General features: G+C 46.6%; 31 protein-coding genes and 1 rRNA gene. 2 read left to right on the forward strand and 30 right to left on the reverse strand.

Annotation, left to right across the window (positions count from 1 at the left end; all coding sequences use genetic code 11):
* The 3 genes from AC1TPC_RS23195 to AC1TPC_RS23205 all read right to left on the reverse strand — a co-directional run.
* Positions 1-113: ribosomal RNA gene (locus tag AC1TPC_RS23195) — 16S ribosomal RNA — on the reverse strand; the annotation flags it as partial.
* Positions 114-359: 246 nt separating this feature from the next.
* Positions 360-581 (reverse strand): hypothetical protein, encoded by a 222-nt coding sequence (locus AC1TPC_RS23200; protein ID WP_053373934.1) that lies wholly within the window; start codon positions 579-581, stop codon positions 360-362.
* Positions 582-707: 126 nt separating this feature from the next.
* The gene (locus AC1TPC_RS23205; RefSeq protein ID WP_482069167.1) at positions 708-1,334 is read right to left on the reverse strand and encodes a stage II sporulation protein M; all 627 of its coding nucleotides are present in this window, start codon (positions 1,332-1,334) and stop codon (positions 708-710) included.
* Positions 1,335-1,540: 206 nt separating this feature from the next.
* On the opposite strand from AC1TPC_RS23205, the gene pdaB reads away from it, so the two are divergent.
* Positions 1,541-2,350, forward strand: a complete 810-nt coding sequence (gene pdaB, locus AC1TPC_RS23210) for a polysaccharide deacetylase family sporulation protein PdaB (protein ID WP_482069168.1) — start codon at positions 1,541-1,543, stop codon at positions 2,348-2,350.
* A gap of 1 nt (position 2,351) precedes the next feature.
* Here the strand turns inward: pdaB and AC1TPC_RS23215 are convergent, their stop codons facing one another.
* Positions 2,352-2,975, reverse strand: a complete 624-nt coding sequence (locus AC1TPC_RS23215) for a KinB-signaling pathway activation protein (RefSeq protein WP_482069169.1) — start codon at positions 2,973-2,975, stop codon at positions 2,352-2,354.
* Positions 2,976-3,247: 272 nt separating this feature from the next.
* Here AC1TPC_RS23215 and gerD point away from each other — a divergent pair, with 272 nt between their 5' ends.
* Complete coding sequence (gene gerD, locus AC1TPC_RS23220) at positions 3,248-3,952, forward strand: spore germination lipoprotein GerD (protein ID WP_482069170.1); 705 nt, start codon at positions 3,248-3,250, stop codon at positions 3,950-3,952.
* 77 nt (positions 3,953-4,029) lie between these two features.
* Here gerD and AC1TPC_RS23225 read toward each other — a convergent pair whose 3' ends face one another.
* The 26 genes from AC1TPC_RS23225 to rplX all read right to left on the reverse strand — a co-directional run bounded on the left by AC1TPC_RS23225 (position 4,030) and on the right by rplX (position 20,157).
* Positions 4,030-5,148, reverse strand: coding sequence for an Mrp/NBP35 family ATP-binding protein (locus AC1TPC_RS23225; protein ID WP_482069171.1), 1,119 nt, complete (start codon positions 5,146-5,148; stop codon positions 4,030-4,032).
* A gap of 222 nt (positions 5,149-5,370) precedes the next feature.
* Positions 5,371-6,159 (reverse strand): N-acetylmuramoyl-L-alanine amidase CwlD, encoded by a 789-nt coding sequence (cwlD, locus tag AC1TPC_RS23230; protein ID WP_482069172.1) that lies wholly within the window; start codon positions 6,157-6,159, stop codon positions 5,371-5,373.
* A 131-nt stretch (positions 6,160-6,290) separates the two neighbouring features.
* Complete coding sequence (sat, locus tag AC1TPC_RS23235) at positions 6,291-7,457, reverse strand: sulfate adenylyltransferase (RefSeq protein WP_482069173.1); 1,167 nt, start codon at positions 7,455-7,457, stop codon at positions 6,291-6,293.
* Positions 7,458-7,482: 25 nt separating this feature from the next.
* Positions 7,483-8,178 (reverse strand): phosphoadenylyl-sulfate reductase, encoded by a 696-nt coding sequence (locus tag AC1TPC_RS23240; RefSeq protein ID WP_482069174.1) that lies wholly within the window; start codon positions 8,176-8,178, stop codon positions 7,483-7,485.
* Positions 8,179-8,356: 178 nt separating this feature from the next.
* A complete protein-coding gene (rpsI, locus tag AC1TPC_RS23245; protein ID WP_053373926.1) occupies positions 8,357-8,749 on the reverse strand; it encodes a 30S ribosomal protein S9 in 393 nt (130 codons plus the stop codon).
* Positions 8,750-8,769: 20 nt separating this feature from the next.
* Entirely contained in the window at positions 8,770-9,207 is a 438-nt protein-coding gene (rplM, locus tag AC1TPC_RS23250; protein WP_053373925.1) for a 50S ribosomal protein L13, read from the reverse strand.
* A gap of 182 nt (positions 9,208-9,389) precedes the next feature.
* Complete coding sequence (gene truA / locus AC1TPC_RS23255; RefSeq protein ID WP_482069175.1) at positions 9,390-10,142, reverse strand: tRNA pseudouridine(38-40) synthase TruA; 753 nt, start codon at positions 10,140-10,142, stop codon at positions 9,390-9,392.
* A gap of 479 nt (positions 10,143-10,621) precedes the next feature.
* Complete coding sequence (gene rplQ / locus AC1TPC_RS23260) at positions 10,622-10,987, reverse strand: 50S ribosomal protein L17 (RefSeq protein ID WP_169090744.1); 366 nt, start codon at positions 10,985-10,987, stop codon at positions 10,622-10,624.
* A gap of 45 nt (positions 10,988-11,032) precedes the next feature.
* A complete protein-coding gene (locus AC1TPC_RS23265; RefSeq protein WP_053373922.1) occupies positions 11,033-11,977 on the reverse strand; it encodes a DNA-directed RNA polymerase subunit alpha in 945 nt (314 codons plus the stop codon).
* 127 nt (positions 11,978-12,104) lie between these two features.
* Positions 12,105-12,500: a 30S ribosomal protein S11 gene (gene rpsK / locus AC1TPC_RS23270; RefSeq protein ID WP_053373921.1), complete on the reverse strand. Its 396-nt coding sequence runs from the start codon at positions 12,498-12,500 to the stop codon at positions 12,105-12,107.
* 19 nt (positions 12,501-12,519) lie between these two features.
* Positions 12,520-12,888, reverse strand: a complete 369-nt coding sequence (gene rpsM / locus AC1TPC_RS23275; protein WP_475750919.1) for a 30S ribosomal protein S13 — start codon at positions 12,886-12,888, stop codon at positions 12,520-12,522.
* Positions 12,889-12,907: 19 nt separating this feature from the next.
* Positions 12,908-13,021 carry a 50S ribosomal protein L36 gene (rpmJ, locus tag AC1TPC_RS23280; RefSeq protein ID WP_003333770.1) on the reverse strand — a complete coding sequence of 38 codons (114 nt, stop codon included), beginning with the start codon at positions 13,019-13,021 and terminating at the stop codon, positions 12,908-12,910.
* Positions 13,022-13,065: 44 nt separating this feature from the next.
* A complete protein-coding gene (gene infA, locus AC1TPC_RS23285; RefSeq protein WP_053373919.1) occupies positions 13,066-13,281 on the reverse strand; it encodes a translation initiation factor IF-1 in 216 nt (71 codons plus the stop codon).
* Between the two features lie 3 nt (positions 13,282-13,284).
* The gene (locus AC1TPC_RS23290) at positions 13,285-13,566 is read right to left on the reverse strand and encodes a hypothetical protein (protein WP_482069206.1); all 282 of its coding nucleotides are present in this window, start codon (positions 13,564-13,566) and stop codon (positions 13,285-13,287) included.
* 9 nt (positions 13,567-13,575) lie between these two features.
* Positions 13,576-14,334, reverse strand: a complete 759-nt coding sequence (gene map, locus AC1TPC_RS23295; RefSeq protein WP_482069176.1) for a type I methionyl aminopeptidase — start codon at positions 14,332-14,334, stop codon at positions 13,576-13,578.
* Positions 14,334-14,984: an adenylate kinase gene (locus tag AC1TPC_RS23300; protein WP_482069177.1), complete on the reverse strand. Its 651-nt coding sequence runs from the start codon at positions 14,982-14,984 to the stop codon at positions 14,334-14,336. The genes map and AC1TPC_RS23300 overlap by 1 nt, the downstream gene beginning before the upstream one ends.
* A gap of 91 nt (positions 14,985-15,075) precedes the next feature.
* Positions 15,076-16,377: a preprotein translocase subunit SecY gene (gene secY / locus AC1TPC_RS23305; RefSeq protein WP_482069178.1), complete on the reverse strand. Its 1,302-nt coding sequence runs from the start codon at positions 16,375-16,377 to the stop codon at positions 15,076-15,078.
* Positions 16,378-16,818, reverse strand: a complete 441-nt coding sequence (gene rplO, locus AC1TPC_RS23310) for a 50S ribosomal protein L15 (protein WP_053373914.1) — start codon at positions 16,816-16,818, stop codon at positions 16,378-16,380. It abuts the gene before it with no gap.
* A 46-nt stretch (positions 16,819-16,864) separates the two neighbouring features.
* On the reverse strand, positions 16,865-17,044 hold the full coding sequence (gene rpmD / locus AC1TPC_RS23315) for a 50S ribosomal protein L30 (RefSeq protein WP_056635953.1): 180 nt from the start codon (positions 17,042-17,044) through the stop codon (positions 16,865-16,867).
* A 13-nt stretch (positions 17,045-17,057) separates the two neighbouring features.
* Complete coding sequence (rpsE, locus tag AC1TPC_RS23320; RefSeq protein ID WP_054025314.1) at positions 17,058-17,555, reverse strand: 30S ribosomal protein S5; 498 nt, start codon at positions 17,553-17,555, stop codon at positions 17,058-17,060.
* Between the two features lie 30 nt (positions 17,556-17,585).
* Positions 17,586-17,954, reverse strand: a complete 369-nt coding sequence (gene rplR, locus AC1TPC_RS23325) for a 50S ribosomal protein L18 (RefSeq protein ID WP_053373911.1) — start codon at positions 17,952-17,954, stop codon at positions 17,586-17,588.
* Between the two features lie 60 nt (positions 17,955-18,014).
* Positions 18,015-18,557: a 50S ribosomal protein L6 gene (gene rplF, locus AC1TPC_RS23330; RefSeq protein ID WP_053373910.1), complete on the reverse strand. Its 543-nt coding sequence runs from the start codon at positions 18,555-18,557 to the stop codon at positions 18,015-18,017.
* A 31-nt stretch (positions 18,558-18,588) separates the two neighbouring features.
* Positions 18,589-18,987, reverse strand: coding sequence for a 30S ribosomal protein S8 (gene rpsH, locus AC1TPC_RS23335; protein ID WP_053373909.1), 399 nt, complete (start codon positions 18,985-18,987; stop codon positions 18,589-18,591).
* Between the two features lie 30 nt (positions 18,988-19,017).
* Positions 19,018-19,203, reverse strand: coding sequence for a type Z 30S ribosomal protein S14 (locus AC1TPC_RS23340; RefSeq protein WP_037291562.1), 186 nt, complete (start codon positions 19,201-19,203; stop codon positions 19,018-19,020).
* Positions 19,204-19,229: 26 nt separating this feature from the next.
* Positions 19,230-19,772 (reverse strand): 50S ribosomal protein L5, encoded by a 543-nt coding sequence (gene rplE, locus AC1TPC_RS23345; RefSeq protein WP_053373908.1) that lies wholly within the window; start codon positions 19,770-19,772, stop codon positions 19,230-19,232.
* Positions 19,773-19,803: 31 nt separating this feature from the next.
* Positions 19,804-20,157 (reverse strand): 50S ribosomal protein L24, encoded by a 354-nt coding sequence (gene rplX, locus AC1TPC_RS23350; RefSeq protein WP_081417369.1) that lies wholly within the window; start codon positions 20,155-20,157, stop codon positions 19,804-19,806.
* Positions 20,158-20,170 lie beyond the last annotated feature (13 nt).

The raw sequence follows: 20,170 nt of genomic DNA on the forward strand, positions 1-20,170 counted from the left end.
GTTACTCACCCGTCCGCCGCTAATCTTATCCCGAAGGACAAGATCCGCTCGACTTGCATGTATTAGGCACGCCGCCAGCGTTCGTCCTGAGCCAGGATCAAACTCTCCAAATGGAAGCTTTCTCTTCGACGCGATGTCGAAGAGAAAAGCTTCATGTGTTTGAAATGCTCATTACTTTTTATCGCTTTTTCTTACAATTCGTTAGAATCATAAGGGCAGTTATTACTCGTTGTTCAGTTTTCAAAGAGCAATCTACTCTTTCGTTGTTTCCGCGTTTGTCTCGCGGCGACAAGAAATAATATATCACAGGGGCCCAATTAAATGCAACCCCTTTTTGAAAGTTTTTTTAAATCCTAATTTTATCGATAAGAACGTGCGTTTAACGCGTAACGCGACAGTTCTTTAGGAGAGGCAATACGTGCATACATGCGGAAGATGATCTTATATCTTCTCGTGATTGCTTGCTTAATGTCTCCATCTAATCGGGAATCATTTAAGTCAAGCAGCATTTCATCCAATTCCTTGCGAAGGACGTAGTCGAGTTCTTTGCATTCTTTATCGTTGAATAGTATTCCGAGCATAGCCGTGAGTGACCTCCTTTAGTTGTAAAGCGCAACTAGACCGTCCAAAACGAACAAAAAAGCAACATCTCACGCCAATGCGTTTCGACACTGCTTTACTGTTATGCTCAAATATTGGAAAAATTATTACATCGTTAACAACCATGTTGTAAATGTACTTTCAATAACAGCAGCAATAAGCAGCGTTATCGTCAAAATAACCATAACGGGAACGGTTCTTACAACGAAGCTTTCGAGCTCACGACCTAAGCTTTCCTGTTTCGACCGAGCGAATAGGATGGAGCCTCCTGCTTTTAGTACGAGCACTCCGAACCTCATCCCGTAAGCACAAGCGATAATGATTGCCGGAATTTCCAATATGCCATGCGGCAGCAGCCCTTTAAACACAAGCTCCGCAACGAACCCACCGCCATGCAGCTCCGCGCTTGTTTTCAGCAAATATCCAATGAGCATGCCATTTACGACTAGGAAGAAGAAAGGTAGGATACCGAACAACGCCCCTAAGTACATAACCAAAATTGATTTTATCGCATTATTCAAAAAGATAAAGACGATCATCGTTAAAGTTGGGTTGCTTGAATTATCGATCATATCGGCAAGCTGTCCGAGCCCCTTCAGCTGTTCATCCAGAAAGGCCTTGAATGTCGGGTTGGTGCCCCCAACGACCATTCCGGCTAAAAATAATATCGAGCCAAATGCTATGTATGGATTCATTTGCTTGAAATGCTCCCAAATCAACCGCCATTTAAACATTTTATTTCCCTCCATACGATGTAAGTTGGCAACATGGATGAATATCTTTGTTGTACGAGCATAGATTGTACTACTAGCGTAAATGACTGCAGCCTTCCATGGAGGCAAAAGCTCGTTTCGCGATAAAAGATAAGCGAAGTATAAAGGTCGGATTTATACTTTCTTATCTTTGTACAAGCTTCCATTAGAGAGGAGTGCCCTTCCCCATGAACGTCTTTTATGTTTTGAACGGCCGCAAGCTGAAAAGGTATTTTTTGATTACCATCGCTCTTGTCTTCTCGGTAGGCATCATTTATGCCGAACGTGACAACATCACCGTCTTCGCCCCGCAGCAGCCGGCTGCCATTTACAGCGTGCCTACTGACAAAAAGGTCGTCGCCCTTACCTTCGATATCAGCTGGGGCGAGAAACGGGCAGAGCCCATTCTTAATGTGCTAAAGGAAAAGAACATCAAGCAGGCTACCTTCTTCTTATCATCGCCTTGGAGCCAATCTCATCCGGAGATCGTCAAAAAAATTCAGGAAGCCGGCTATGAAATAGGCAGCCATGGCCACAAGCATGATAACTACAGCAAGCTTACCGATGAAGAAATTCGAAAGCAAATTACGACAGCGCACACCATCTTGTCCGACGTTACCGGCAAACAACCGAATTTAATAAGGCTGCCTAACGGCGATTTTGACAAACGGGTACTGCGTATTGCAGAAGAGCTTCAATATAAGGTCATCCAATGGGATACCGATTCACTCGATTGGATGAACATCGGCACTGACAAAATTATTAAACGTGTCGTGACCCGCGTTCATCCCGGCGATATTATTTTGTTTCACGCAAGCGATTCTGTGAAGCAAACCCATGAGGCTTTGCCAATTGTCATTGACCAGCTCCGTGACAAGGGCTACGAGTTCGTAACGGTATCCGACCTAATCACACAAACAGAAATCGACGGCAAAGCTGTGCAGGATAAGACTTCGTCTACATTCCCGCAGCTCGATGCCGCCGAATACGAATACTAAGCTATACGACCGGCTTTGCAGCTATTGCTGCTGAGTCGGTCGTTTCTTTTTTGACCAGACGATGCATCATCATGATTTGGTATGCATTGCAAACGAATAAAGGGACCATCATAAATATGATGGCGGAGACGTTTGTTTCCCCTTGCAGCGCAGGCCATGCCTCAATAAACGTGACGACAAACATCAGAAACATCGTTGGAACAAAGGCTGTTTTGTTCGTTTGCTTAACCTTGAACCATGACACAACTCCGGATAAAATAAGCAGGATAAGCGGCAGCGTCCAGAAAAACCAGTTATTCATACGCTGCTCGTACAATAAATAGCCAAGTCCGGCCGCTGCAAATATCGTCGTATAGCCTTGAAGCGTATTCCATAAATATTTTTTGCCGAACACGCTAAGGGCGATATAGTTCAAGGTTAAATAAGCGAAAAAGCCCATCTGGCTGAAGGCTCCGATCATTAAACCGACTAAGGCCATCATTAAGGCGTTAAATCCGACGGCTTTAAAGCCTAAAAAGCCAAATTCCGGATCAACCCAAGCCATGATGGCCCCGGTTATCACGCACGCGAGCGCACCGACAACCATGCCGCTCCAAAATAAAAAGAACCACTTTTTTAAATTCACGTTCATTTTCCTCCTGAATGTTTATGATGGCTCGCTTTCCAACCATCGTTTTTCGGAACAAATTACTGGTTATGAAGTCGTTTCCCATTTGCGGCTATTAATTGCTTCCGCATTACCCTTTATTTTACCACGTTCACAACAAAAAGCTAACGACTCTCCATGATAATACGGTGAACAATGTGCATAATAAGAACATGATCCATCACTCTTAGAACGATATGCTTATCCGAATGGTATACAGCTGTACTGACATAGAAGGGAGCATGCTAAGGATGCGTAAGAAGTGGGTTTTATTGTCGGTTATCTCTGTAATGATGTTTATGCTTTCAGGCTGCGGTGCCGAGTCATCAGGAGGTAGCAATGAACAGGTCAGCTATAAGGATTTGAAGTCCATGGTTATTGACATTTTGAAAACGGAGGACGCACAAAAGGCTTTGCAGGAGTCCTCGCAGACCATATCCGGCTATAGCGGGCAAGGATCAAAGCTGCTGTCCGTTCAGGATCAGGAAGAGGTTCGCATGGCAGTAAAGGATGTCCTTGTCTCTCCTCAATACGATAAGGTTATCAAGAAGCTGATGGTCGATACTCGCTTTGCAGGTGAATTTGCAAAATCCGTTAACAAGCAAAATAAAGCGATTCATAAGGAATTGATCAAGGACCCTTCTTACCAAGCCGAATTGATCAAGGTGCTCAAAAATCCGGAAATGGACAAAATGATTCTTGAGGTGCTGCAAAGCACGCAATATCGCAAGGAAGTTATGTCTCTCATGCAGGAATCGATGCAAAATCCGCTTTTCCGGCTTGAGGTGCTCGATCTAATGAAAAAAGCGGTTCAGGAAGAGCTTAAACCGAACCCTAATGAGAAGGTAGATAAGAAGAAGGAAGAATCCGGCGGTGAAGGGGAATCTGGCGGCGAGGAATCAGGCGGAGATTCGGGCTCTGAAGAAGAAGGCGGAGGCGGAGACTCTGGCATGTAGTCGCATTTTGTAAAAATAGCCCGAACAGGTTGTCCGCATAAGACAATCGTTCGGGCTTTATTATTGTAATCGCTACTTTATTCGCACTTGCTCAACACGCGATCCGCCAGCTCCAAGTACATTCTGCCTGTATCGCTGTCCTCTTTGTATACAGATGGAGCAAAATCAGGCTCAGAAATATGGTTATCCGGAGCGCCCAATGGAATTTGCGCCATCAGATCGGCATGAAGCGTCTCCGCTAGGCGAGCGCCGCCACCGCGTCCAAATACATATTCCTTCTCACCGGTAGCCGCAGATATGTAATAGGACATATTTTCGACGATCCCAATGATTTCATGCTCTGTTTTCAGTGCCATTGCGCCTGCTCTTGCCGCTACGAATGCTGCGGTAGCATGCGGCGTTGTTACAATAATCTCTTTGCTTTGCGGGATGATCTGATGCACGTCAAGCGCAACATCTCCCGTGCCTGGAGGCAGGTCTAGCAGCAAATAATCAAGCTCGCCCCATTCGATCTCTTGGAAAAAGTTGCGCAGCATTTTGCCGAGCATCGGTCCGCGCCATACGATCGGACTATTGTCTTCCACGAAGAAGCCCATCGACATCACTTTGACGCCAAACTTCTCGATCGGGATTACCCTCTCGTTCACCACTTCCGGGCGCTCTTCGATCCCCATCATATCGGGAACGCTGAAGCCATAGATGTCGGCATCGATAATGCCGACACGCTTGCCCCTGCGGGCTAAGGCGACCGCAAGATTGACGGATACCGTCGATTTGCCGACGCCGCCTTTGCCGCTGGCGACGGCGATGAACTTCACGCCGCTGCTAGGGTCCAGCAGCGGTGTAGCAAGGCCGGCCCCGTGGCCCTGTACGGGCGCTGGGCCGCCAGCTTTGCCGGCACCGGCGCTAGCCGCGGCCGCTGCTTTAGCTGCCGCAGGCGGCGGCGCAGACGCGCCTGCGCCCGCGGCAGGCGCTGCCTCGGCCCGAAACCGGAAGTGCACGGTTTCGGCGCCCAGGCGCGCCAGCGCCTCGCGGAGCGAGGCTTCCAGCGCGGGCTGCGCAGCCGCGCCAGCCCCAAGGACCGTCATCGAAACTTGACGGTCCCGAACCATTACGTCGCGGATGGTGATTTCATCCGCCTTCTGTTCTGCCGTCACCAATTCGACGGCCTCTATAACTTGCTCGCGTGTCAACATAGTATGTGTCCCACCTTTATATAATCAAACCTAGATTATAGTCATTATAACACAGGAAATGAATCAACCAAGCTATCCGCAGACGAACTGATTTTTTTTCCTCCTGAATGGTCAATCTTTCGTTACATCATCCTACAATACGCTGCCGCTCAACATCTCGCCTGATGCAGATTACATTACGCCTTCATAGATCGATGCTGCAGCGTTTTTTCAAATAAGTTGTCAATCAGTCGTTACGTCCCCCTGCAGCACGCTGCCGCTCAGCTTCTCACCGGAAGCATAGCGCAGCACGCCTTCATAGATCGATGCTGCCACCTGTCTTTGATATTCGGCATCAGCGAGCCGCTGCGATTCGCCTGGATTGGACAGAAAGCCAACTTCGACGAGTGCTGTCGGTATATCCTCAATCGCTTTAAGTACGTATACATCCTTTACGGTAGCCGCAACCCGAGTCGTATTTTCCAAATTTCGCTTGATCTCATCCTGTATGAAAGTAGCTAAAATCCGGTTGTCCGGATGGTTGGCAGGATGAAAAAAAGTTTGTGCTCCTGACCACTTGGCCGATGGAATGCTGTTCATATGTATGCTGATTACGGCAGCCGGCTTGCTGCCCTTAATAACCGCCACGCGCTTCTTTAAATCCTCCGTCTTACGCTTGCTGTACGCTCTTGCATCACCCGTTGCAAGGTCGTAGTCCCCTTCTCTCGTCATCACGACGATAGCACCAGCCTGCTGCAAATAATCACGCAAATAAAGCGCGATTGCCAAGTTCAAATCCTTTTCGATTACTCCTTGCTTGCTGATGGCGCCTCCATCTACTCCCCCGTGGCCGGCATCAATGGCAATGGTCTTCCCTGATAACGGCAGCGTCCAATAAGACCATGTTTTGGTCGCTGGCATCGATTGCGTTAATATGATGCCCGTCAATGCAATGATCAAGAGTCCGATTCCGATTCGCATTACACCTTTATACGTCAACCAAATGACAACATGCCGACTGATTCGGCGCATAAAAAAACCACCCCGTTCTCCATCAAATGAATAAGCGGCATCACTCAGCTTCACATTAAGCCTAATGCACACTTTCATTTATATGGGACGAGATGGTCGTTTATGAGACAAACCTTATACAAGTCTAATTATTAGACTACAGGCTGCTCGGACATGCCTTCGATCAGAATTTGAGCAACCTCTGGACGGGAGAATTCAGGCGGCGGGCATACGCCATCGCGAAGCAATGCGCGAACCTTCGTACCAGAAAGCGTCAAATGATGCTCCTTGTCATGCGGGCAAGTTTTTGATGTAGCCATATTGCCGCATTTTTTGCAGAAGAAGCTGTGCTCGAAGTAGAGCGGCGTAATGCCGAGATCTTCAACTGGAATCGTTTTGAGCAGATCCTGAGCTTCATAAGTGCCATAGTAGTCGCCTACGCCGGCGTGGTCGCGTCCAACGATAAAATGCGAGCAGCCATAGTTCTTGCGAACAAGCGCATGAAAGATCGCTTCACGCGGTCCAGCGTAACGCATAGCTGCCGGGAATACGCCAAGGAAAACACGATCCTCCGGGTAGTAGTTCTCAAGCAAGGCCAGGTAGCTCTTCATCCGCACGTTAGCAGGAACGTCATCGGACTTCGTTTCGCCAACAAGCGGGTTAAGGAACAACGCATCAACGATTTCCATGGCCGTCTTCTGAATGTACTCATGAGCGCGGTGAACAGGGTTGCGCGTTTGGAAGCCAACAACTGTTTTCCAGCCCTTCTCAGCAAATAGACGACGAGTTTCCGATGGGTCAAAATAAAACTCATTAAATTTCTCTGGCTGTGGACGGTTCAAAACTGTAATTTCTCCGCCTACATTCGTATTGGAACGCTCAAACAGCTTTTGAACGCCTGGATGCTCCAGATCATCTGTTTTGAATACGTTGACTGCTTCAGCCTTGTGATCAACCGTGTAAATGCTGTCGATGTTGATGATTGCATAAATCACGCCATCTTCGCCAGTTAAAGCTGCGCGTTCGCCAACCGCCAATTCAGCAGCCTTCGCTGCTTCAACAGCAAGCGTAATCGGAATGCTCCATACCGTTCCGTTCGCAAGACGCATATCCTTTACAACCGATTGGTAGTCCGCTTCGTTCATAAAACCAGTCAATGGAGAGAATGCGCCTACGCTGATCAAGTCAAGGTCGGAAATCGTCCATGTGTTTATCGTAATAGCTTTTAATGTTTTGGCTTCAGCCAGCAGTGCTTCACGTTGTTCGCCCGTAGCGACACGGTTAACCAATACGCCGCCGTGCGGTAGAATTTGACTCATTGTTGTAATTGCCTCCTAAGGTTGCTTATTTATGCAATCCGCATTCTGTTTTTTCCTGGCCAGCCCAACGTCCCGCACGCGGATCTTCACCCGGCATTACTTTGCGCGTGCATTGCTCGCAGCCAATGCTCGGATAGTTTTGATCATGCAGAGGGTTATAAATGACATCATTCTCACGGATGTAGTTCCAAACATCTTCATTCGTCCAATGAGCGATAGGATTAAATTTAACGAGTCCGAATTTTGTATCATATTCGATCTTCTTGGAATTAGCGCGAGTAGGCGCTTGATCGCGGCGAATACCGGTAATCCAAGCATCATATTTAGAGAGGATATTAGTCAAAGGTTTTACTTTACGAATGTTGCAGCAAGCGTTGGCATCGGATTTCCAAAGCTCTTCGCCAAATTGCGCCGCTTGTTCTTCAGGTGTAATTTCAGGCTTTACTTCTACGAAAGGAATTCCTGGGTAGCGCTCTACCATCCGGTCACGTGTCTCATAGGTTTCCTTGAAATGAAAATCGGTATCCAAGTAGAAAATATCCGATTTCGGGCTAATTTTTTGCAGCATGTCAACAAGAACGACATCCTCGGCGCCGAAGCTGCATGCGAAAGTAATATTAGGGAAGGTCTCCACTGCAAACGCAATAATTTCTTCCGGTGTCGCGTTTTCGAGCTCAACTTCCTTTTGCTTAATAAGCGCTTCTTTTTCAAAAAGGTTCATTTGAATGCCCTCCGTTAATAAATCCTAGTGATTTAGTCTGTATAAAAATTATACGTCCTACGCGTGCAATGTTCAATAATAAGTTTTCACCAAAATGAAATAAAGTTTTTGACCGTTTAATTTTAGACACAAAAAAATGCCTCTCTGACAAGCAGAGAAGGCATTTGATGTATAGATATTAACGTTTCGAGAATTGTGGAGCGCGACGAGCCGCTTTAAGACCGTATTTTTTACGTTCTTTCATACGCGGATCACGTGTCAGGAAGCCTGCACGTTTTAGAGCTGGACGGAATTCAGGATCTGCTTTAAGCAAAGCACGGGAAACACCGTGACGGATAGCGCCCGCTTGGCCTGACATACCACCACCGTTAGCGATTACAAGCACATCGTATTTCGACAATGTGTCAGTAAGGTTAAGCGGTTGTTTTACGATCAATTTCAATGTTTCTAGACCAAAATATTCATTGATGTCGCGTTTGTTAATAATGATTCGTCCTTCACCCGGCACAAGACGTACACGTGCAACAGAGTGTTTACGACGACCGGTTCCATAGTATTGCACTTGAGCCATGAAACTTGTCCTCCTCTTTATTACCCGCGAAGTTCGTAAACTTCAGGGTTTTGTGCTTGATGTGGATGTTCCGCACCTGCGTATACTTTAAGTTTAAGCTTCATTTTGTCGCCAAGACGGTTCTTAGGCAACATGCCGTGTACTGCCAGCTCAATAACGCGCTCTGGCTTGTTTTTGATCATCTCTTGTGCCGGAGTAGCTTTCAAGCCACCGGAGTACATGGAGTGACGGTAGTAAATTTTATCCGACATTTTTTTGCCTGTCAGATGGATTTTTTCAGCGTTGATAACGACAACGAAATCGCCTGTATCAACATGTGGTGTAAATGTCGGTTTGTGTTTGCCGCGGATCAGGGCAGCAACTTCACTCGCCAAGCGGCCTAGCGTTTTGCCTTCCGCATCGACGACGAACCATTTACGATCAACTTCAGTTGATTTAGCCATATAAGTGGTACGCATGGATGATCCTCCTTAATTTCATACATTAATCGTTTTTATAACAACGTAAACGTTGGTTTGTTAATTCATTGTTGATAGCCAAGTTTGTGACGATCTCAGTCGGGGCTGTGGGTTAGCCACTTCGAAAGCACAAGTTATATTCTACTATAAAGTATGTTTAAGTGCAAGTAATTTATAGTGATTTATCCCTGTTTTTCGCTGGAATATTCAACATCCATCAGCATCAATCCATGCGGCATTGCCGTAGGACCTGCAAGCGATCGATTTCGACCCTCCAGGATGCGTTTTATCTCAGATGGAGCCATTTTTCCTTCGCCAACCCATAGTAAAGTTCCCATAATGACTCGAACCATATTGTACAAAAAACCGTTGCCTGTCACGTACATATGCACGATAGGGCCTTCCTGTACAAAGTCTGCTTCGTAGATCGTCCGGATATGATGAGGCTTGGTAGAATGTATCGATGTAAACGAGGTGAAATCATGCTTCCCCACAAGGCAGCTGAGCCCCTCGCGCATCGCCTCTACATCAAGCGGCGTCGGATGATGAAAGCGATACTGGCGACCAAACACATCTGGAAATTTTCCGGTATCAATCGTGTAACGATACGTTTTGCGCTTGGCGGATCTTCTCGAATGAAAATGCTCCGGCACGTCGAATGCTTCAATAATGACGATGTCCTTCGGCAGCCGCGTATTAAGCGCGATCGCCCATCTCTCTGTCGGAATCGTAGATTCCGTATAGAAATTGAACATCTGCCCCTGTGCGTGCACTCCCGCATCCGTGCGTCCCGAACCAATGATAATGGTCGTCTCGCCCGTAAGCTTCTTGATAGCCTTCTCTATTTCACCTTGAACCGTTCTGCCGTATGGCTGCGTCTGAAAACCGTTAAAGCCCGACCCGTCATAGCTGACCTTTACGCAAATATTCCTCAACCTGTTCCCCCCTTAACTAAAGGGATTCCTAAGTCCCTAAATCCTCTTTATAAAAGGACCTCGAGGAGCTTCGCCCTCTGGACACCCAAGAGATGTCGCACAAGCACATCTATCGCTCCCTGGTTGCTTTCCTTGCTTAGGGGCAGCATTTCCTACTCAATCGCTTAAATGGCACTCAGCGCTCGTTATAAGCATGAGCTCATCAAAGCTGCATTTCGTTCACTTTGCTCTAAGCAGGATAAGCTTAATCAACATGATTAACCATTTAGATAGGCAAATAAAAAAAGGTGGCCGCAAGGGTCCACCCTTTTCACTAAAATACAAGAAGCAAAGGGCGAGCCCAAATACTTAGCTTATATTTCATCACGTTAGCGTGCTTATACCGCCAAAGGCAGGCATAAGCCGTTTACGCTCGCGTATAAAGCTTGGACAAGGTTTAACGCTGTGGACAAGCTTATACTTTTCCGTGTTGTACAGTACTACGCGCGGTCAACCAATTCCAGGTAAACCATAGGCGCAGCATCGCCGCGACGGGGTCCTAGTTTTAGAATACGTGTGTATCCACCTGCACGCTCCGAGTAACGGCTAGCTAGTTCGGAGAACAGCTTTTGAATAGCGTCTTGTTGTCCATCAATGGACTCGCGACGTACATAAGCTGCTACTTGACGACGAGCATGAAGATCACCTTGCTTCGCTTTAGTGATCAGCTTCTCAGCGATAGAACGAACTTCTTTCGCTTTAGCTTCAGTCGTTTGAATACGCTCATAAAGGAACAAGTCAGTAACGAGGTCACGGAACAAAGCTTTCCGTGCACTAGCGTCACGTCCTAATTTTTGATATGCCATCTTGTTTTCCCCTCCCTTGCTCTTTTGTCTGTTCTTGTTGGTTTACTACTCTTCCATGCGCAGGCCAAGACCTAGCTCTTCAAGCTTCTCTTGAACTTCCTCAAGTGATTTGCGTCCGAGGTTACGAACCTTCATCATGTCCTCTTCGGATTTCGTGATCAGCTCTTGAACCGTGTTGATACCAGCGCGCTTCAAGCAGTTGTAAGAACGGACGGAAAGATCAAGTTCCTCGATCGTCATCTCAAGAACTTTCTCTTTCTTATCTTCTTCCTTCTCAACCATAATTTCCGCGTCTTTGGCTTCATCGGTTAATCCAACGAACAAGTCCAAATGCTCGGTCAAAATTTTAGCGCCGAGGCTTACAGCCTCTTCCGGTCTAATACTACCGTCAGTCCATACTTCAAGCGTAAGCTTGTCGTAGTTAGTAACTTGACCAACACGAGTATTTTCTACGCTATAATTCACACGAGTAATTGGCGTGTATATCGAATCAACGGGTATTACCCCAATCGGTTGTTCGTCCTTCTTGTTGCGGTCCGCTTGCACGTAACCGCGTCCCCGATTAGCAAAAACCCGCATATGGAGCCGCGCGCCGGAGGCCAAGGTTGCGATGTGAAGATCAGGGCTTAAAATCTCGACATCGCTGTCTGCTCGAATGTCGCCCGCTGTAATATTCCCTTCGCCATCCGCGTCGATTTCCAACACCTTTTCTTCATCGGAGTGGATTTTCAACGAGAGGCCCTTCAGGTTCAGAATGATCTCGGTAACATCCTCAATCACTCCGGGAACCGTAGAGAACTCGTGAAGCACTCCATCGATTTGAACCGAGGTTACTGCTGCACCTGGCAACGACGACAATAAAATCCGACGAAGCGAATTTCCTAGCGTCGTGCCATATCCGCGTTCAAGCGGCTCGACGACGAAACGTCCGTAAGTTCCCTCATCATTCAGTTCTACGGTTTCGATTTTCGGCTTTTCGATCTCAATCACTAATAGTACCCTCCTTCAAACGTCGCTCCGTTACCTTACCGTTATTTTAAGTCAAATCTTGTAGTATGCCAAACCTTCACAACCATTATTCACAAGTTGTTGATATTTGATACCACATCGGATCCAACTATACGCGACGACGTTTCGGCGGACGGCATCCGTTGTGAGGAACTGGTGTTACGTCTTTAATGAGGTTAACTTCCAATCCGGCAGCTTGAAGCGAGCGAATTGCAGCTTCACGGCCAGCGCCTGGTCCTTTTACCATCACTTCAACGGTTCTCATGCCATGCTCCATCGCTGCTTTCGCAGCTGTTTCAGCAGCCATTTGAGCTGCGAAAGGCGTGCTCTTGCGTGAGCCTTTGAAGCCCATGTTGCCAGAGCTTGCCCATGAAATTGCATTGCCGTGCGGATCCGTGATCGTAACGATCGTATTGTTGAAAGTCGAGCGAATGTGCGCAACGCCAGTCTCAATATTTTTCCGGTCGCGACGTTTCGTACGAACGACTTTTTTTGGTTTAGCCATTGTCCATTATCCTCCCTTCTTATTTCTTCTTGTTAGCTACAGTCCGACGAGGACCTTTGCGAGTACGTGCATTCGTTTTCGTACGTTGACCGCGAACAGGCAAGCCGCGACGGTGACGAAGACCACGGTAGCATCCGATTTCAGTCAGACGTTTAATGTTAAGCGAAATTTCACGACGCAAGTCGCCTTCTACTTTAACAGATTTGTCAATTGCTTCGCGAAGGCGAGCAAGTTCGTCTTCTGTCAAATCGCGAACACGAGTGTCGAAGCTAACTTCAGCTGTATTCAAAAGTTTTTGCGACGTTGTTTTGCCGATACCGAAAATGTATGTCAGGGCGATTTCGACGCGTTTGTCACGCGGCAAGTCTACACCAGCTATACGTGCCATAGGCTATATTCCCCTCCTTCTATCCTTGTTTTTGTTTGTGTTTCGGATTTTCACAAATCACCATTACGTTGCCTTTGCGACGAATGACTTTGCATTTTTCGCAGATCGGCTTTACCGAAGGTCTAACCTTCATTGTGATTACCTCCCGAATCTTTCGTGAGCAAGCCGCCAATGGGCCTACTTACGATAGGTGATGCGCCCTTTTGATAAGTCATAAGGCGATAACTGTATAACCACCTTGTCTCCTGTCAGGATGCGAATAAAGTGCATTCTGAGCTTACCGGAAACATGTGCGAGAATTTGATGACCGTTCTCCAGCTCCACCTTGAACGTGGCATTCGGCAACGGCTCAATGACCGTACCTTCGACCTCAATGATGTCTTCCTTAGCCAACCGTCATTCTCCTTTCGCATGTGCAAACTTCTGTATTGCGTAACGCAACTTAGCGTTGGTCACCCTGCCGGTTTCTAGCAAGCTGCTTGAAACCTCTGTACTAATTTCAGGCTGTAACTCGAGATGTAGAACGTTCTTTTTCTTCGGTCCATCGAATCGGCGCTTATGCCCATCGGCAATCATGACGAATCGATCGTCGACAATTGCTAAGATAATCGCATAGCTTTCCTCATCTTTACCGCGAAGTACTTTGACGAACTGACCAATCTGAGGACGAGCATCCATCGTCATAGACTATAGCTGCTTCGGCAAAATGGTCAATATTTCAAAGCCGTCCTCTGTAACAGCTACTGTATGCTCGAAATGAGCGCACCATGAGCCGTCTTCCGTTACAACCGTCCAATTGTCTTCGAGCGTCCGGACATATCGTTCACCGATATTAACCATTGGTTCGATTGCAAGCACCATTCCGGTCTTCAGACGAGGTCCGCGATCTGGCATGCCGTAGTTCGGTATTTGTGGTTCCTCATGAAGGTCCGCGCCGATTCCGTGCCCTACGTATTCCCTTACTACGGAGAATCCTGCATCTTCAATTACCTTCTGAATAGCATGCGAAATTGTATATAGTCTAATATCTGGTTTGACGAGCGCAAGTCCCGCATAAAGCGATGCTTCCGTCACATCAAGCAGCTTTTGCACTTCAGGCGTTACGGCTCCTACCGCATAGGTCCAAGCCGAATCACCATGATAGCCTTCAAACTGCGCACCGATATCGATACTGATTATATCGCCTTCGTTCAACTTGCGTGACCCAGGGAAGCCGTGCACCAGCTCGTCATTCACAGAAGCGCAAATGCTGGAAGGGAAACCATTGTAATCTTTGAAGGAAGGGATCGCATTTTGACTCTTAATGTACGTTTCAGCGATTTGGTCAAGCTCACGAGTTGTGATGCCTGGTTTCACAGCTTGCGACATCAATCGATGCGTTTCCGCAACAATGCGTCCAGCTTCCCTCATATATTGCAGCTCCGAATCGGATTTGCAGATAATCATTACAATGAACCTTTCAAGAGGGAAATAATGTCGGATGTTACAACATCGATATCCTTCTCGCCGTCGACTTCGCGTAGGAGACCTTTAGCATTGTAGTAATCGAGTAGAGGTGCGGTTTTGGATGTATATTCGTCCAAACGAGTTCCGACCTTTTCCTCTGTATCATCAGAACGCTGATACAATTCGCCGCCGTCTTTGTCGCAAATACCTTCGACCTTAGGCGGGTTAAAGATTACGTGATAAGTCGTACCTGTCGTTCTAGATATGCGTCTGCCCGTCAAGCGAGCAAGCAGCAAACTGCGATCAACCTTTAAGTTTACAACATGGTCAATTTTGCGGCCGAGTTCCGCAAGCATAGCATCAAGTGCTTCAGCCTGCTGCAGTGTGCGAGGAAACCCGTCAAGCAAAAATCCATTTTTGCAATCATCTGCTTCAAGTCTTTCTTTCACAATACCGTTCGTGATCTCATCGGGAACGAGCAGGCCTTGATCGACATACTCCTTCGCTTTGATGCCAAGTACAGTTCCTTGTTTCATAGCGAGGCGGAAAGCATCGCCAGTAGAAATATGGGGAATACCGAACTCATCAACGATTCGTTCCGCTTGTGTACCTTTACCGGCTCCCGGAGGGCCCATGAATAAAATGTTCATGTCTGAGTTCCTCGCTTTAAGAACAATAGGCTCAGGCGGGCTGCCGCACAACGCTAGTTGACGAACGCGGAAGCCCGGTCAGAACCTATTGTTATTTATTGATAAACCCTTTGTAATGGCGTTTGATCAACTGACTCTCGATTTGTTTCATTGTATCAAGGGCAACCCCGATTACAATTAGTAGCGAGGTCCCTCCAAGCTGAACTGATTTAGGTAATCCAGCAAGTGAGCCGAAGAACACTGGAAGAACAGAGATAACTGCCAAGAAAATTGCACCCGACAACGTAATACGCGACATAACGCGTGTTAGGTATGACGATGTTGGCTTGCCTGGACGAATGCCAGGAATATATCCACCGTTTTTCTTCATCTGATCAGCCATTTGAACCGGATTGATTTGAACAAAAGTATAGAAGAAGGTAAACCCGATTATTAATAGTACGTACAATACCATACCAAGCGGCTGGTCATAGTTCATATTTTTAATAATCCAGTCAGCCCAGGTCTGAGTGGACCAGAACTGCGCAATCGTAATCGGGAACATGATAAGTGAAACCGCGAAAATGACCGGGATAACGCCTGCGCCGTTCACTTTCATCGGAATATGAGTCGATTGTCCGCCGTACATTTTCCGTCCTACGACGCGCTTAGCGTATTGAACAGGAATTTTACGAATACCTTGTTGTACGAATATAACACCGACGATGATTGCGATAATCGCAATCAGAATCAGTAGCATTTTGATGATGTTCAAGAACAGTTGGTCTTGTGCACCAATGAACTGATCTTGGACGATCGTCCGAATGTGACCTGGAATACCAGCTGCTATTGCTGCAAAGATAAGAATGGAAATACCATTTCCGATTCCCTTTTCCGTTATTTGCTCACCGAGCCACATCAAGAATGCAGTACCTGCAGTCAAGATGATCGCAATGAGTAAGTAGTCAACGAATGTTGCACCAACAATCATCTCATTACCGTATTGACGGTTAAATCCGATTGCTGTTGCGAAGCCTTGGACCAAACCAAGGATAATCGTTCCATAACGAGTGATTTGCGCGAGTTTACGTTTACCGTTCTCGCCTTCCTTTGCCCACTCCGCAAATTTAGGAATAACGTCCATCGATAACAGCTGTACGATAATCGACGCTGTAATGTATGGCGTAATTCCGATTGCGAAGATTGAGAATTGGAACAAAGCACCGCCGGAAAACGTGTTAAGCAAGCCGAACAGATCCGCACCGGCTGCATCAACCTGCTTAAACACATCTTTGTTTACATCGGGTACCGGTATAAAGGAACCGATACGGTAAATCAAAAGGATGAAAAGGGTGAAGAGGATCCTTGTACGAAGATCCGCCACTTTCCAAATATTGGACACGGTCTTGAACAATTAGATCACCTCGGTTTTACCGCCGGCAGCCTGGATTTTCTCTACCGCAGATTGAGAGAACTTGTTTGCTTTTACAGTAAGTGTAACGCTAACTTCACCATTACCCAAAATTTTAATTCCTGCGAGCGGGTTCTTTACGATCCCAGTCTCGATGAGAACTTCTGGAGTGACTTCAGTACCTGCTGCAAACGCATTTAGCTCTTCAATATTGACAATCGCGTACTCTTTGCGGAACGGGTTGTTAAATCCGCGCTTCGGCACTCGACGATACAAAGGATTTTGTCCGCCCTCGAAACCAGGACGAACGCCGCCGCCAGAACGAGCGTTTTGACCTTTGTGACCTTTACCGGCCGTTTTACCGTTACCGGAACCGATACCGCGACCTTTGCGCTTAGGCGCTTGGGTTGAGCCCGGTGCTGGTGCTAGCTCATGCAATTTCATCGTTCGTGCACCTCCTTATTTATTTCTTGGAACAAAAAATCTATTCTTATACTTCTTCTACTTTTACCAAGTGACTAACAGTGTTAACCATGCCACGGATAGCTGGGCTATCGTTCAAAACAACTGCCTGACGAATCTTTTTAAGACCGAAAGATTCAACCGTTGCACGTTGTTTCTCGTTGCGACCGATTAAACTGCGAACGAGGGTGATTTGCAATTTTGCCATCTTATTTCCCTCCTTAGCGTAACAGCTCTTCGACTGTTTTTCCACGAAGCTTTGCAACTTCTTCCACGCGTTTAAGACGGGAAAGACCTTCAAGCGTTGCGTTAACCATATTCATGGAGTTCGAAGAACCTAGCGATTTCGTCAAGATGTCGCCGACACCAGCAAGTTCGAGTACTGCACGAACCGGGCCGCCAGCAATAACGCCAGTACCTTCGGAAGCTGGTTTCAGAAGAACTTCACCTGCACCGAAATGTCCGAGTACAAGGTGAGGAATTGTCGTTCCTACGATTGGTACGTGGATCAGGTTTTTCTTAGCATCTTCGATACCTTTGCGGATTGCATCAGGTACTTCGCCTGCTTTACCGATCCCTGCGCCAACATAGCCTTTACCGTCGCCGACTACTACAAGTGCGCTAAAGCTGAAACGGCGTCCGCCTTTTACAACTTTAGATACGCGATTGATATTAACAACTTTTTCAGTCAGTTCTAACGTATTTGGATCTACACGCAAGTCGTTTAACCTCCTTATAAATAAAGTCGATTAGAATTCAAGGCCAGCTTCGCGAGCTGCTGTAGCAAGCGCCTGAATTCTGCCGTGATACAAGTAACCGCCGCGATCAAATACTACTTGGGATACACCCTTAGCTTGAGCGCGTTTCGCAATCAATTCTCCGACTTTTGTCGCTGCATCGATGTTACCACCGTTGCCAACTGCTTCAACCAATTCTTTATCCTGTGTGGATGCAGAAGCGATTGTTACACCTGCAACATCGTCAATCAATTGTGCATACATATGCTTGGAGGAACGGAATACAGATAGACGCGGACGTGCAGCTGTACCGTTAATTTTTTTACGAACACGAAGGTGTCTTTTCAGACGAGCCTTGTTTTTGTCGCCTTTCGTAATCATACAAGGTTCACTCCTTTCCTTATGCCTTAAGACGCTATCTTAAGCAAACGAACCGTTTGCTTATTTTTTCTTACCGGCTTTACCTTCTTTACGGATGATGCGCTCGCCTTCGTACTTGATACCTTTACCTTTATACGGTTCTGGTTCACGTACGGAACGAATTTTTGCTGCAGTTGCACCAACGAGTTCTTTATCGATACCGCGAACAGTAATCTTAGTGTTAGCAGGTACGTCAAACTCAATGCCGTTATCTGGAGCAATTTCGACTGGGTGAGAGTAACCAACGTTAAGAACGATTTTATCACCAGTTTTGTTAGCACGGTAACCTACGCCAACTAGCTCCAAGTTTTTGGAGAAGCCTTCTGTAACGCCGCTCACCATGTTAGCGATGACGCTGCGAGTAGTTCCGTGCAACGAACGATGCAATTTATTATCGGAAGGACGTTCTACAAGAATTTCCGTTTCCGTTACATTCACTTTCATTTCTTTGTGAATTTCACGAGAAAGCGATCCTTTAGGTCCTTTTACAGTAATAACTGTGTTGTCCAAGCTGATTGTTACGCCGTTAGGCACTTGGATTGGTTTGCGACCAATACGGGACATTGTTACACCTCCTATCTTTATGACTTGTTACTTACCAAACGTAGCAAACTACTTCGCCGCCGGATTTAACCTGACGAGCTTCTTTATCAGTCATAATCCCTTTGGAAGTGGAAATAATTGCAATTCCAAGTCCACCGAGTACTCGAGGGATTTCAGTTGATTGTGTATAAACGCGAAGGCCTGGTTTCGAAATACGTTTCAAGCCAGTAATAACGCGCTCTTGGTTAGGGCCGTATTTCAAGAAAATACGGATAATCCCTTGTTTATTGTCTTCGATATATTCAGCGTCGCGGATAAAACCCTCGCGCTTCAAAATCTCAGCGATTTGCTTCTTCATTTTCGAAGCGGGCATTTCCACGGTCTCGTGACGAACGACATTCGCGTTACGAATACGAGTCAACATATCTGCAACCGGATCAGACATAACCATTGTGTTAACCTCCTTCCCAAACTAGGCTGATTACCAGCTTGCTTTTTTAACGCCAGGAATCTGGCCCTTATGTGCTAACTCACGGAAACAAATCCGGCAAATTTTAAACTTTTGCAAAACAGAATGCGGACGGCCGCAACGCTCACAGCGCGTATACGCGCGCACTTTAAATTTCGGTGTGCGTTGTTGCTTCACTTTCATCGAAGTTTTTGCCACTGGGTATTACACCTCCTAAAAGTGGATTACTTCGTGAACGGCATGCCCATTTGGGTCAGCAATTCACGAGATTCTTCGTCCGTTTTTGCCGTCGTGACGATGACGATGTCCATACCGCGCACTTTATCGACTTTATCGTACTCGATCTCTGGGAATATCAATTGCTCTTTGAGGCCAAGCGTATAGTTACCGCGACCGTCGAAAGCTTTGTTCGATACACCGCGGAAGTCACGTACACGCGGTAGAGAGATGTTGAACAGTTTATCTAGGAAATGATACATACGCTCGCCGCGCAATGTAACTTTAACCCCGATTGGCATGTTCTCACGAAGTTTGAAGCCTGCAATAGACTTCTTCGCACGAGTAACGACTGGTTTTTGACCAGAAATGATACGTAGTTCTTCAACTGCTACATCAAGGATTTTCGAATTGGAAACCGCTTCGCCTACCCCCATGTTGATAACTACCTTCTCAATTTTCGGCACTTGCATAACAGACGTATAGTTGAACTTCTGCATAAGAGCAGGAGTTATTTCGTTTAAGAAACGACCTTTCAATCTTGCTGCCATTGATCATGGACCTCCTTTCCTACCGTAACGATTAGTCGATTACTTCTCCGGAACGTTTCGCGATCCGAACTTTCTTGCCGTTGTCTAGCACTTTGTATCCGATACGTGTTACTTTACCGCTCTTCGGATCGATGTGCATAACGTTTGATACGTGAATTGGCGCTTCTTGTTCGATAATACCGCCCTGTGGATTAGCTTGCGATGGACGAGTATGTTTCTTAACAGTGTTGACACCTTCTACGAGAACGCGATTTTCACGCGGGTACGCAGCGATAACGCGGCCCTTCTTACCTTTGTCTTTACCGGTAATGACGATAACCGTGTCGTCTTTTTTCACGTGCAATTTGTTATTATGGGATTCGAGAATTTTTTTCAGCCTTGGCATGAGTTACACCTCC

The organism is Paenibacillus sp. Y280 (assembly GCF_056786335.1).

Coding starts and splice junctions, on each gene's coding strand:
- rplO (WP_053373914.1), bottom strand. CDS start 16,818: ATGAAATTGCATGAGCTAGCACCAGCACCGGGCTCAACCCAAGCGCCT.
- rpmD (WP_056635953.1), bottom strand. CDS start 17,044: ATGGCAAAATTGCAAATCACCCTCGTTCGCAGTTTAATCGGTCGCAAC.
- AC1TPC_RS23225 (WP_482069171.1), bottom strand. CDS start 5,148: ATGTTGACACGCGAGCAAGTTATAGAGGCCGTCGAATTGGTGACGGCA.
- rplE (WP_053373908.1), bottom strand. CDS start 19,772: ATGGCAGCAAGATTGAAAGGTCGTTTCTTAAACGAAATAACTCCTGCT.
- rplF (WP_053373910.1), bottom strand. CDS start 18,557: ATGTCCCGTATTGGTCGCAAACCAATCCAAGTGCCTAACGGCGTAACA.
- rplM (WP_053373925.1), bottom strand. CDS start 9,207: ATGCGTACCACTTATATGGCTAAATCAACTGAAGTTGATCGTAAATGG.
- AC1TPC_RS23200 (WP_053373934.1), bottom strand. CDS start 581: ATGCTCGGAATACTATTCAACGATAAAGAATGCAAAGAACTCGACTAC.
- sat (WP_482069173.1), bottom strand. CDS start 7,457: ATGAGTCAAATTCTACCGCACGGCGGCGTATTGGTTAACCGTGTCGCT.
- AC1TPC_RS23205 (WP_482069167.1), bottom strand. CDS start 1,334: ATGTTTAAATGGCGGTTGATTTGGGAGCATTTCAAGCAAATGAATCCA.
- AC1TPC_RS23240 (WP_482069174.1), bottom strand. CDS start 8,178: ATGAACCTTTTTGAAAAAGAAGCGCTTATTAAGCAAAAGGAAGTTGAG.
- rpsH (WP_053373909.1), bottom strand. CDS start 18,987: ATGGTTATGTCTGATCCGGTTGCAGATATGTTGACTCGTATTCGTAAC.
- AC1TPC_RS23300 (WP_482069177.1), bottom strand. CDS start 14,984: ATGAACATTTTATTCATGGGCCCTCCGGGAGCCGGTAAAGGTACACAA.
- rpsI (WP_053373926.1), bottom strand. CDS start 8,749: ATGGCTCAAGTGCAATACTATGGAACCGGTCGTCGTAAACACTCTGTT.
- rpsM (WP_475750919.1), bottom strand. CDS start 12,888: ATGGCACGTATAGCTGGTGTAGACTTGCCGCGTGACAAACGCGTCGAA.
- gerD (WP_482069170.1), top strand. CDS start 3,248: ATGCGTAAGAAGTGGGTTTTATTGTCGGTTATCTCTGTAATGATGTTT.
- rplR (WP_053373911.1), bottom strand. CDS start 17,954: ATGATTACGAAAGGCGACAAAAACAAGGCTCGTCTGAAAAGACACCTT.
- rpmJ (WP_003333770.1), bottom strand. CDS start 13,021: ATGAAGGTTAGACCTTCGGTAAAGCCGATCTGCGAAAAATGCAAAGTC.
- cwlD (WP_482069172.1), bottom strand. CDS start 6,159: ATGCGCCGAATCAGTCGGCATGTTGTCATTTGGTTGACGTATAAAGGT.
- rplQ (WP_169090744.1), bottom strand. CDS start 10,987: ATGGCATATCAAAAATTAGGACGTGACGCTAGTGCACGGAAAGCTTTG.
- map (WP_482069176.1), bottom strand. CDS start 14,334: ATGATTATCTGCAAATCCGATTCGGAGCTGCAATATATGAGGGAAGCT.
- rplX (WP_081417369.1), bottom strand. CDS start 20,157: ATGCCAAGGCTGAAAAAAATTCTCGAATCCCATAATAACAAATTGCAC.
- rpsK (WP_053373921.1), bottom strand. CDS start 12,500: ATGGCTAAACCAAAAAAAGTCGTTCGTACGAAACGTCGCGACCGGAAA.
- pdaB (WP_482069168.1), top strand. CDS start 1,541: ATGAACGTCTTTTATGTTTTGAACGGCCGCAAGCTGAAAAGGTATTTT.
- AC1TPC_RS23290 (WP_482069206.1), bottom strand. CDS start 13,566: ATGGATGCTCGTCCTCAGATTGGTCAGTTCGTCAAAGTACTTCGCGGT.